This is a genomic window from Paeniroseomonas aquatica (assembly GCF_030409335.1).
In the GTDB taxonomy this organism is placed as follows: Bacteria; Pseudomonadota; Alphaproteobacteria; order Acetobacterales; family Acetobacteraceae; genus Belnapia; species Belnapia aquatica.
Genome location: NZ_JAUFPN010000179.1, coordinates 1 through 10,193, shown reverse-complemented (window position 1 = coordinate 10,193; position 10,193 = coordinate 1). Strand labels below are relative to the sequence as shown.

The following is a 10,193-nucleotide window of genomic DNA, read 5'->3' as shown; positions in this document are numbered from 1 at the left end:
GCCAGGCGGCCCAGGCGCCGGCTCCGCCGCCATCGCCGCCTGCCGGCGCGACCGGCCCGCAGCCCCTGACCCAGGGCGGCGCCCCGGTCCTCGGCGCGGTGACCCCGCCCGGCATCGCCGACGGCATCCGCAACCCGGACCCGGAATACCCCGCCGCCAGCCAGGCGCGGGGCGAGCAGGGGGTGGTCACCGTGCTGCTGCACATCACCGCCACCGGCAGCGTGGAGGAGGTGGAGGTGGTCCGCACCTCGGGCTATGCCGCGCTCGACGAGGCGGCACGCCGCGCGGTGCAGCGCTGGCGGTTCCGCCCGGCGACACGCGGCGGCCTCGCCATCCCTGGCACTATCCGTACCGCGATCCATTTCCGTCTGCGGCAGTAGGTCGCCCAGGAGGTTTCGCCGTGGTCAAACTCGATGTCATCACCACCCGCGGCGGCGATGCCGGTGAAACCTCGCTTGGCGACGGGACGCGGGTGCGCAAGGACGTGCTGCGGATCGAGGCGATGGGCGCGGTGGACGAGGCCAATGCGGTGCTCGGCCTGCTGCGGCTGCAGACCGCAGGCGACGCGGCGATCGACCCGATCCTGGCGCGCATCCAGAACGAGCTCTTCGACCTCGGCGCCGACCTCTGCGTCCCCGGCGAGGGCGGTGCCCGGCTGCGGCTGGAGGCGGCGCAATCCGCCCGGCTGGATGCCGAGATCGCGGCGCAGAACGCGGAACTGCCGCCGCTGACCAGCTTCGTGCTGCCCGGCGGCACCCCGGCGGCGGCCATGGCGCATCTCGCCCGCACCAGCATCCGCCGGGCCGAGCGGCTGGTGGTCGGGCTGGCGGCGGCGGAGGCGCTGAACCCGGAGGCGGTGCGCTACCTCAACCGCCTCTCGGACCTGATGTTCGTCCTCTCGCGCCGGCTGAACGGCAATGGCACGGGCGACGTGCTGTGGGTGCCCGGCGCCACCCGCTGATCAGGCGGGGGTGAAGCCCAGCGCGGCCAGCCGCGCCCGGCCCTCGGCGGAGGCGAGGGCGCTAAGGAAGGCACGCACCGCCGGGCGATCCTGCCGCGCCTCCGGCAGGAAGAAATCGTAGTGCTCATCGGCCAGCGGCGCGAAGCCGAGGCCATAGGCGCCGGCCACCGCGGCGATCGCCACGCCCCAGTCGGCGCGGCCCTGGGAGACGGCGGCGGCGACCGCGTTGTGCGACTTCGGCTGGTTGGCATAGCCGGGCGGCCGCGCCCCGCCGAGCAGCCCGTCGAGCAGGATGCGCGTGCCGGAGCCGGCATTGCGGTTGACCAGCAGGAGATCGGGATCGGCTGCGCCGCGGCGCACGGCGGCAGGCCCGTCCAGCCCCTCGAAGCGCGCATCGCCGGGGCGGAAGAGCACCCCCTGCACCCGCCGCCAGCCCGGCACCAGCCGCAGCCCGGGGGCCAGGAAGGGGGTGTTGTAGGCCCCCGAGGCCGGGTCCAGCAGATGCGCCGGCGCCAGGTCGCATTCCCCCCGCTTCGCCGCCGCCAGCCCGCCGAGGCTGCCCACCGCCAGGCTGCGTGCCCGGGTGCCCTCGGCCGCCAGAATGTCCAGGATGGCGTCCAGCCCGGTGCAGTGGCTGCCGATGATGGTCAGCTCCGGCAGCCGGTGCGCGCCGCCGATCAGCCGGACCTGCAAGGGCGTCCCGGCGGCGGCGCCCTGTTCCGCCGCGTCGATGGCGAAGAAGCCATCCGCCTGGGAGAAGGCGGTAACGCTGCCGGAGCCCTTGCCGAGCGGCCAGGCGGCAAGACCGCCCGCCGGGTCCTCGGCCAGGGAGACCATGACGTATTCGGTGCGGCCGGCCTCGCTCGGGGTGCGGACCGCGAGGCGGGCCTCGGCTACCGCCTCCTCCCGCGCCGGCAGGCCGGCCAGGGCGCGGATCACCGGCACGGCGAATTCCTGGAAGGTGAAGACGGCGCTGGTCGGGAAGCCCGGCAGCACCACGACCGGTGTGCGGCCGACGGCGCCGAGGCAGAGCGGCTTGCCCGGCTTCAGTGCCACGCCATGCACCAGCACGCCCGGCGGCGGCAGGCGTGAGAGGATGCGGTGGGAAACGTCGCCGGCACCCTTCGAGGTGCCGCCCGACATCACCACCAGGTCGGCCTGGTCCAGCGCCTGGCGGAGGGCGGCTTCCAGCGTAGCCTCGTCGTCGCGGAAGATGCCCAGCGGCAGTGGCTCGCCACCGTGCTCAGTGACGGCGGCGGCGAGGATGGCGGCGTTGCTGTCATAGATCCCACCCGTCGGCAGCGGCTGGCCGGGCGCGACCAGCTCGTCGCCGGTCGAGAGGATGGCGACGCCGGGGCGGCGCACCACCGGCACGGTCGCCAGCCCGGCGGCGGCCAGCATGCCGATCTCCCGGCTGGTGACGAGGGTGCCGGCGCGCAGCACCGTCTCGCCGCGGGCGATGTCGCTGCCGGCATAGGCGACCGCCTGCCCGGCGACGGCCGGGCGGCGCACCAGCACCACGGGGCCCTCCGGGCCTTCCTCGGCTTCGGTATGCTCCACCATGACCACGGCATCGGCGCCGCGCGGGATGACGCCGCCGGTGGCGATGGCGGTCGCCGTGCCTGGGGCGACGGCGATGCCGGGCGCCACGCCGCAGGCCAGCAGCTCGGCGTTCATCCGCAGCCGGCGCGGCGCCGCCTCGGTGGCGCCGAGGGTGTCGGCGGCGCGGAGCGCGAAGCCATCCATCGAGGCGCGGTCGAAGGGCGGCGCATCGGCGGCGGCGGCGACCGGCACCGCCACCACCCGGCCGAGCGCGGCGGCGAGCGGCACCGCCTCGGCCGGCAGCGGGGCGAGGTCGATGGCGACGTGGAAGCGCGCCGTCGCCACCTCGGCCGGGACGACGTCGAGGAATTGCTCCTGCCGGGCGGCACGGCGGATACGCTCAAGCAGGCTGGGGTCGGTCAGGGATCGCATGCCTCGATCTGGGTGCCGGCGTCGTAGCCTTCCAGCCCGGGCGGGACAATCAACAGCGCCTCGACCGCCGTCAGGGCACTGTCCTGCGGCATGCCGCCCGGACCCAGCGGCACCACCCCGGTGAAGCCGATGGGCGAGGCGACCTTGCGCCCCAGCGCCAGTCGGCGCGGCGGCGGCGCGCTGCGCCCCGTCATCGCCCGTACTGCCGGGCGGCCGAGCAGCCACCAGCCGGCCAGCAGATCCTCGGGCAGCGGTGCCAGCAGCAGCGCGGGGCGACCGCCGAGGGTGCCGATCGCCGTCGCCTCCCCCGGCCGGGCGCCGAGCGCCGGGCAGAGCACCGCATCCAGTGGGATGCCGCAGGCGAGGACCAGGTCGGCACCGTCGGTCACCACCGCGGCGCCCTCGGCCGCGACCAGCGCCGCCAGGGCGCCGGCGCCGGGCAGGGCGATGCGCGGGACGCGGATGGCGGCCGCCTCGATCCCGGCGGCGGCCAGCAGCAGGTCGGCCGGGCGCAGCAAAGCCCCGGCCGGGCGCAGTTCAGTGCCGGCGGCGGCGGTCTCGCCCGCCAGCCGCACCCCCTCGCCGGGGCCGACCGGCTCCAGCACAAGGTCGCCGTCGCGGGCGAAGGGCGGCAGCACCGCATCGGTGCCGGGCGGCAGCGCGGCGCCGGCGAGGACCCAGGCGAGGCCGGGCAGCGGCACCGGGGCATAGGGGCCGGCGCCCTCGGTTCGTGCGGCGGCAACCGCCCAGCCCTCGCGCAGGGCCATGGCCTGCGGCGGGACCGGACCCATGGCCCGCAGCGGCTCGGCCAGCACCCGGCCGATCGCCTCGGCCAGCGGCAGGCGGCGCGGCGCCACCACGGACAGCAGGCCGAGCACTACGGCCAGGGCCTCCGCCACCGGGACCAGGCGCGGCGGCGTGCTCATGCCGACCCCGCCGCATGGTCGAAGGCGACCGACTTCACCAGCGCCCAGAGCGGCATCCCCGGCCGCAGCGCCAGCCGGTCCACCGTATCCCGCGTCACCCGCGCCAGCAGCGGCGTCGCCCCGACCGCGAGGCGGAGGAAGACCTCCACCCCCTCTGGCACCTCCCCGGCCGGATCGATCCCCAGCAGGGTGCAGGGCAGGATGTTGTGCATGGAGATGCCACGCGGCGGCTCGGTCGCCACCGCCAGGTCGCGCGCCCGGATGCGCACCCGCAGCCGGCCGCCGGGCGAGAGGCCCGGGCGCAACGGCGCCACCAGCTCCCCGCCGGCGAAGCCCAGCCGGGTCAGCCCGCGCGCCGGGTCCTGCGCCAGCACGGTGCAGGGCACCAGCGCTCCGGCATCCCGCCGCCGCGCCAGCGCCGGCAAGTCGGCCCGCGCCGCCAGCGCCTCCACCGGGCCGGCCGCGATCACCTGGCCGGCTTCCAGCAGCACCAGCGTATCGGCCAGCGCATCCACCTCCTCCAGCGCATGGGTCACGTAGAGGATCGGCAGCCGGGCCACGTCGCGGAGGCGGGCGAGGAAGGGCAGCACCTCCGCCCGCCGCGGCGCATCCAACGCGGCCAGCGGCTCGTCCATCAGCAGCAGCTTCGGCCGCGCCAGCAGCGCCCGGCCGAGCGCCACCCGCTGCCGCTCCCCGCCTGAGAGGCCGAGCGGCCGGCGGCCCAGCAGCGGGGCGATGCCGAGCAGCTCCACCACCTCCTCGAAGCCCGGGCCGGTGGCGTCGCGGGGCGCCCGCTTCAGCCCGTAGCGCAAGTTGGCGGCGACGCTGAGATGCGGGAACAGCCGGGCATCCTGGAAGACCACGCCGCAGCGCCGGCGCTCGGGCGGCAGCACCACGCCGCGCGCGGTGTCCAGCAGCACGGCGCCGTCCAGCGCGACCCGCCCGGCCAGCGGCCGCAGCAGCCCGGCGACGGCGGCCAGCACGGTGGACTTGCCGCAGCCGGAGGCGCCGAACAGCGCCGTCACCCCCTCCGGCGCGGTGAAGGCCACATCCAGCGCGAAGCCGGGCCAGGCATGGCGCAGCGCGACCTCGAGCATCAGCCGCGGCCCAGGGCGCGATGCATCCGCCGGCCGATCAGTTCGGCCAGCAGCAGCCCCGCCAGCGCGAGGGCGAAGGAGACGCCGGCGAGCCGCGCCGCCATGGCCTCGCCGCCGGGGGATTGGGTGGCGCTGTAGATGGCCAGCGGCAGGGTCTGGGTCTCGCCGGGGATGTTCGAGGCGAAGGTGATGACGGCGCCGAATTCACCCAGGCCCGCGGCGAAGGCGGTGACCGCACCGGCCAGGATGCCCGGCGACATCAGCGGCAGGGTGATGCCGAGGAAGCGGTCCAGCCGCCCGGCGCCGAGGGTGCGCGCCGCCGCCTCCAGCCCCGGGTCCAGCCCCTCAAGGCCGAGCCGCACGGCGCGCACGATCAGCGGGAAGGACATCACCGCGGTGGCCAGCGCTGCGCCCTCGGTGGTGAAGACCAAGCGGATGCCGAACCAGTCGTTCAACGGCCCGCCGATCGGGCCACGGATGCCAAACAGCATGAGCAGGCCCCAGCCGACCACGACCGGCGGCACCACCAGCGGCAAATGGACCAGCGCATCCAGCAACAGCCGCCCGGGGAAGCGCCCGCGCGCCAGGGTCATGGCCACCAGCACCGCCGGCACCAGGGAGACGAGCACCGACCGCGCCGCCACGCCGAGGCTGAGCCGCACCGCCTGCCATTCTTCGGGGCCCAGCCAGTCCATCATGCGGCGAGCGGGCGGGGGGCAGGCATGCGGATTCCTCGGGAGGGCGTCACAGAGGTAGTCCGCCCGCCCCGGCCCCGCCAGGGCCGACAGGCTCGATCGTGAGGTGCAATGTCTCGGACAAGCGGCGGGCAGCCCGCGTACAAGCGCCTGCTCCACCCCCCCTCTCTACCCCAAGGAAGCCCTGGATGGCCGATGCCGAACCCCGGGTCCGCTCCGGCCAGATCGTCGCGCTGCGGCTGTTCGACCTGGCCTATGAGATCGACCTGAAGCGCGCCGAGCAGCTCTGGGCCAGCCGCGCCCAGGGCGCCAGCGCCCGCAGCCGGCTGGCCGGCACCCCGGCCAAGGCGGTTTCCTTCGGGGTGCCGCCACTGGCGCTCGACCTCGGCCCGGTGCCGCTCGAGATCGGCGGCGCCGGCCGCAGCCTCGCCGCCAGCGTGCGGCTCTACGACTTCGGCATCGCCGCCTTCGCCCTGCGGCTGCCGGTCGCCGAGCTGCCCTGGGCCGAGTACGAAGGGCTGGTGAATGCGACCGACCTCGCCATCGGCCCGCATGTCGCGGCGCCCGTCTGGGACGGGCTGCTCGACCGCCTCCGGCATTTGCTCGGCGAGGCGCTGGACCGGCCGACCGCGGCGCCGCTGCAGGAGGACTACCTGCTGGCCGTGGTCGATGCCTTCGACACGCCGCTGACCGCCGAGGACCTGCTCGCGCGCGCCGACCTGGTGCCGCTGCTGTCGGGCGAGACCCGGCCGCTGGCCGAGGGCGCCCGCCGCGAATTGCTGCGGCAGCGCTTCTCCTACCACCCGGACGACCTGGTGGTGATCACCTGGGACCGCGCCTTCATCTACGAGCCGCAGCGCGAGACCGACGTCGCCGACGTGCTCGAGATCGCCAATGCCCAGCTGCTGGAGATGCGGACCTACGACGAGATGCTGGACGAGGAATTGCCCCGCATGCGCGACCTGGTCGAGGCGGCGCGGCGGCGCACCAACCTGCTGGCCTCCCGCCGCTACGCCCGGCTCGCCCGCCGCCTGCATACCCTGGTGGCCGAGGTGAGCGAGCTGACCGAACGGGTGGACAATGCGCTGCAGGTGACCGAGGACGTCTACCTCGCCCGGGTCTATGCCGCGGCCATGGAGCTGTTCCGCGTACCCAACGTGAATGCCGCGGTCGACCGCAAGCTGGCGATCATCCGCGAGACCTACGCCGCCCTGCACAGCGAGGCCGCCGGTGGCCGGGCCGAGCTGCTGGAGGCCGCCATCCTGCTGCTGATCGCCGTCGAGATCCTCCTGTCGCTGGTGCGGCATTGAACCCGGGACTGCCCATGGCCGCGCCGAGCGAACTCGAGATCAAGCTGCTCATTCCCGCCGCGGCGGCCGAGGCCGTCGCGGCGCATCCGCTGCTGCAGGGCGCGGCGGCGCCGAAGGTGCAGCGCCAGGTCACCACCTATTTCGACACGCCGGGCTGGGACCTGGCGCATATGGGCGCCAGCCTGCGCATCCGCCGCCGCGGCCGGGCGCGGGTGCAGACCCTCAAGCTGCGCGATGCCGCCGGCCAGGCCTTCGAGCGGGGCGAGTGGGAATGGCCGGTCACCGCCGATGCGCCGGACCGAGCGCTGCTGGCGGAGACGCCGCTGGCCGCGCTGCTGGCCGCGATGCCCCCATTCGCCCCGGTCTTCGCCACCACCATCGCGCGACGGCTCCATGTGCTGGAGCGTGAGGGCAGCGTCATCGAGGTGGCGCTCGATGCCGGCGAGGTCCGGGCCGGAGCGGCGGCGGAGCCGATCCTCGAACTGGAGCTGGAGCTGAAATCCGGCCCCGCCGCACCGCTGTTCGCGCTGGCCGAGGCGCTGCAGGCCGGCCTGCCGCTGACCCTCGGTGCCGAGAGCAAGGCCGAGCGCGGCTGGCGGCTCTCGACCGGCCGGCCGCGTGCCGTGACCAAGCCGGGCCCGGTGGCGCTGCCGCCCGGGGCCAGCGCCGCCGAGGCCTTCCGCCGCATCATCGGCGCCGGCCTCACCGGGCTGCTGGCCAACCTGCCCGCTGCCGCCGAGGTGGAAGGCGTGCACCAGCTCCGGGTCGGCATCCGCCGGCTGCGGGCGGCGCTGGCGCTGTTCCGGCCGCTGCTGGACCCGGTGCCGGCCGACCGCTTCGGCCTGGAGCTGCGCCGCCTCGGCCAGGTGCTGGGGGCGGCGCGGGACTGGGACGTCTTCTGCGCCGAGACCCTGGCCGCCGTGCCCGCTGCGGCGGCGCTGCGCCCGGCCGCCGAGGCGGCCCGCGCCGCGGCCCGCCGCGCCCTGGCCGAGGAGCTCGCCGGCCCGGCGCTGAGCGCTGTCGTTCTGGGCCTCGCCGCCTGGGCGGAAGCCGCGCCGATCCCGGCCGGCCGGCTGGCGGCGGCCATGCCGCGGCTGGAGCACCGCCTGGCCCGCAAGGCCCGCCGGCGCGGCCGCCGCATCCGGCAGCGCCCGCCGGCGGATCTGCATGCGCTGCGCAAGGCGGTGAAGAAGCTGCGCTACGGCGTCGAGGCCCTGGCGCCGCTGCACCGGCGCAAGCAGGCCCGCGCCTTCCTCGCCGGCTGCGCCGCCCTGCAGGCCGAACTCGGCCTGATGAACGATGCCGCGATGGCGGAGGCGATGGCCGGGCGCCTGGACGCCGCGGCGCCGGCCGAGGCCGTCGCCGCGCTGCGGGACTGGGCGGCGGCCCGCCAGGCCAAGGCGTTCGAGCGCATTCCGCGCGCCTGGCACCGCTTCAAGGCGTTGCCGCTGCCGGAGGCGGCGCGCGACTCGCCGGGCAGGGACGCTTCGGGCTAGGCTGCCGCCGGGGCAACGACCCCGGGAGGGGGAAGGCCATGGTCCGCCGTCGCAGCCTGCTGCTTGCCGCCCCGGCGGTCGCCCTCGGCGGGCATCCGGTGCGGGGCCAGGGATTTCCGGACCGGCCCGTCCGCCTCATCGTTCCCTACCCCGCCGGCGGCGGGCAGGACATCACCGCACGGATCATCGCGGAGCCGCTGCGTGCCGCCATCGGCCAGCCGGTCATCGTCGAGAACCGCTCCGGCGCCTCCGGCATGGTCGGGGCGCTGGCGGTGGTGCAGTCGCCGCCGGACGGGCTGACGCTGATGCTCGGCGGCTCCGGCGAGACCGCCATCAACCAGCACCTGTTCCGCGGCAGGATCAGCTACGACCCGCTGCGCGACCTGCGTCCCGTCATGGTCATGGTGAAGGTGCCGGTGGTGGTCATGGCCCATCCGCGGATGCCCTTCCGCAGCGTGCCGGAGCTGGTGGCGCATGCCCGCGCCCATCCGGGGGCGCTGAGCTATTCCTCCTCCGGCATCGGCAACCCGCAGCACCTCTCGGGCGCGCTGCTGAATCACATGGCCGGTATCGAGACGGTGCACATCCCTTATCGCGGCTCCGGCCCGGCGGTGGTCGACATCGCCGCGGGCCAGGTGCAATTCGGCTACAACAGCCTGGCCTCCGGCCTGGCGCTGATCCGGGAGGGCGCGATCCGCGCCATCCGCGTCACCTCGCGCGAGCGCATGCCGCAACTGCCGGAGGTGCCGGCCATCGCCGAGCACCCGCCGCTGGCGGCCTACGAGCTGGTGAATTTCTTCGGCCTGTTCCTGCCCGCGGCCGCGCCGGACGCGCTGGTCGAACGCCTGCACGGCATCGTCGCCGGCCTGCTGCGCGAGCCTGGGCTGCGGGCGGCCTATGCCGAGCAGGGGCTACTGGTCCAGGACATGGGTGCCGCGGAGTCGCGGCGCTTCGTCGCCGCTGAGTCCGAGAAATTCCGCCGCATCGTCGAGGCCGCCGGCATCTCGGCCGAGGGTTGAGGCAGTGCCGCGCGCGCGGTCAGTCGCGTGGGCCCAGCACCGCCATGACCGCGCTGACCCGGGCCACGCGCCGGCCATCGGCGAGCATCGTGCCTTCGGTGAAGCTCAGGTTGCGGCCGAGGCGGGAAACCTCGCAGCGCACCTCCAGCCAGCAGCCCTCGGGTGCCGGGGCGAGGTAGTCGACGGTCAGCGACACGGTGGTGAGGAAGTGGCGCGGCTTGCCCTGGCGTTCCCGCATCACCGCCACCGCATGGATCAGCCCGAGGTCGGCCAGGGTGGCGACGAAACCGCCATGCGCGGCGCCGGCCGAGTTGCAGTGCCGGTGCTGCAGCCGGATGCCGAGCGCGACCTGCGCCTCCTCGGCCCGGGACCAGAAGGGGCCGAGTTCCCTGGCATAGGGTCCGCCATGATGCGCCGGCAGATAGCCGTCCGGGACGGCGTCCGGGGGGGTGGGCTGTGGAATGACGGAGGTCTCCCTCGCCTCGGGCCGGCATGGCGGTGGCGGATGGGTGGCGGGAAGGGCGGGGCGGTCCTGACGGCGGCGCCCGATCGATAGACCCGCACCCGCCGCGGCCTCAACCCCCCTTGTCATCCGGCAAGCGGCCGGCGGGCCATGCCGTGGAGCCGGTCCCGGCGACGACAGACCGGGGCCAGGAGGGACGGTGCAGTCGGCCTTTAGGTCCTGTGGACTCTAGGGATTCCCGGATTGGCCGTG

Annotated in this window: 10 protein-coding genes; 5 read left to right on the top strand and 5 right to left on the bottom strand. The window is 75.5% G+C overall.

Features of this window, described 5'->3' with window-relative positions:
- Both QWZ14_RS19860 and QWZ14_RS19855 read left to right on the top strand, forming a co-directional pair.
- Positions 1 to 380 (top strand): energy transducer TonB (locus tag QWZ14_RS19860; protein WP_290318573.1); only part of this gene is annotated, 380 nt, incomplete at its 5' end.
- Between the two features lie 20 nt (positions 381 to 400).
- On the top strand, positions 401 to 961 hold the full coding sequence (locus QWZ14_RS19855) for a cob(I)yrinic acid a,c-diamide adenosyltransferase (RefSeq protein WP_290318571.1): 561 nt from the start codon (positions 401 to 403) through the stop codon (positions 959 to 961).
- Here the strand turns inward: QWZ14_RS19855 and QWZ14_RS19850 are convergent, their stop codons facing one another.
- Genes QWZ14_RS19850 through modB form a run of 4 tightly spaced genes read right to left on the bottom strand, consistent with a single transcriptional unit; the run spans position 962 to position 5,656 of the window.
- Positions 962 to 2,935, bottom strand: coding sequence for a molybdopterin biosynthesis protein (locus QWZ14_RS19850; protein ID WP_290318569.1), 1,974 nt, complete (start codon positions 2,933 to 2,935; stop codon positions 962 to 964). It lies immediately after the preceding gene.
- Complete coding sequence (locus QWZ14_RS19845) at positions 2,923 to 3,861, bottom strand: MoeA family protein (RefSeq protein WP_290318567.1); 939 nt, start codon at positions 3,859 to 3,861, stop codon at positions 2,923 to 2,925. The genes QWZ14_RS19850 and QWZ14_RS19845 overlap by 13 nt, the downstream gene beginning before the upstream one ends.
- Positions 3,858 to 4,958 (bottom strand): molybdenum ABC transporter ATP-binding protein, encoded by a 1,101-nt coding sequence (gene modC, locus QWZ14_RS19840; protein ID WP_290318564.1) that lies wholly within the window; start codon positions 4,956 to 4,958, stop codon positions 3,858 to 3,860. The genes QWZ14_RS19845 and modC overlap by 4 nt, the downstream gene beginning before the upstream one ends.
- Positions 4,958 to 5,656, bottom strand: coding sequence for a molybdate ABC transporter permease subunit (gene modB / locus QWZ14_RS19835; RefSeq protein WP_456307260.1), 699 nt, complete (start codon positions 5,654 to 5,656; stop codon positions 4,958 to 4,960). The genes modC and modB overlap by 1 nt, the downstream gene beginning before the upstream one ends.
- Positions 5,657 to 5,841: 185 nt before the next feature.
- Here modB and QWZ14_RS19830 point away from each other — a divergent pair, with 185 nt between their 5' ends.
- The 3 genes from QWZ14_RS19830 to QWZ14_RS19820 are packed head-to-tail and all read left to right on the top strand — an operon-like array spanning position 5,842 to position 9,478.
- Positions 5,842 to 6,963 carry a hypothetical protein gene (locus tag QWZ14_RS19830; RefSeq protein WP_290318563.1) on the top strand — a complete coding sequence of 374 codons (1,122 nt, stop codon included), beginning with the start codon at positions 5,842 to 5,844 and terminating at the stop codon, positions 6,961 to 6,963.
- Positions 6,964 to 6,977: 14 nt separating this feature from the next.
- Positions 6,978 to 8,459, top strand: a complete 1,482-nt coding sequence (locus tag QWZ14_RS19825; RefSeq protein ID WP_290318562.1) for a CYTH and CHAD domain-containing protein — start codon at positions 6,978 to 6,980, stop codon at positions 8,457 to 8,459.
- A gap of 38 nt (positions 8,460 to 8,497) precedes the next feature.
- On the top strand, positions 8,498 to 9,478 hold the full coding sequence (locus tag QWZ14_RS19820) for a Bug family tripartite tricarboxylate transporter substrate binding protein (RefSeq protein ID WP_290318560.1): 981 nt from the start codon (positions 8,498 to 8,500) through the stop codon (positions 9,476 to 9,478).
- A 19-nt stretch (positions 9,479 to 9,497) separates the two neighbouring features.
- Here the strand turns inward: QWZ14_RS19820 and QWZ14_RS19815 are convergent, their stop codons facing one another.
- Positions 9,498 to 10,070 (bottom strand): PaaI family thioesterase, encoded by a 573-nt coding sequence (locus QWZ14_RS19815; protein ID WP_290318559.1) that lies wholly within the window; start codon positions 10,068 to 10,070, stop codon positions 9,498 to 9,500.
- Between the last annotated feature and the right edge of the window lie 123 nt (positions 10,071 to 10,193).

What these genes read in the sequence shown, in the direction of transcription:
- QWZ14_RS19850 (WP_290318569.1), bottom strand. Translation starts at nt 2,935, where the DNA reads ATGCGATCCCTGACCGACCCCAGCCTGCTTGAGCGTATCCGCCGTGCC.
- QWZ14_RS19845 (WP_290318567.1), bottom strand. Translation starts at nt 3,861, where the DNA reads ATGAGCACGCCGCCGCGCCTGGTCCCGGTGGCGGAGGCCCTGGCCGTA.
- modC (WP_290318564.1), bottom strand. Translation starts at nt 4,958, where the DNA reads ATGCTCGAGGTCGCGCTGCGCCATGCCTGGCCCGGCTTCGCGCTGGAT.
- modB (WP_456307260.1), bottom strand. Translation starts at nt 5,656, where the DNA reads ATGATGGACTGGCTGGGCCCCGAAGAATGGCAGGCGGTGCGGCTCAGC.
- QWZ14_RS19830 (WP_290318563.1), top strand. Translation starts at nt 5,842, where the DNA reads ATGGCCGATGCCGAACCCCGGGTCCGCTCCGGCCAGATCGTCGCGCTG.
- QWZ14_RS19825 (WP_290318562.1), top strand. Translation starts at nt 6,978, where the DNA reads ATGGCCGCGCCGAGCGAACTCGAGATCAAGCTGCTCATTCCCGCCGCG.
- QWZ14_RS19820 (WP_290318560.1), top strand. Translation starts at nt 8,498, where the DNA reads ATGGTCCGCCGTCGCAGCCTGCTGCTTGCCGCCCCGGCGGTCGCCCTC.
- QWZ14_RS19815 (WP_290318559.1), bottom strand. Translation starts at nt 10,070, where the DNA reads ATGACAAGGGGGGTTGAGGCCGCGGCGGGTGCGGGTCTATCGATCGGG.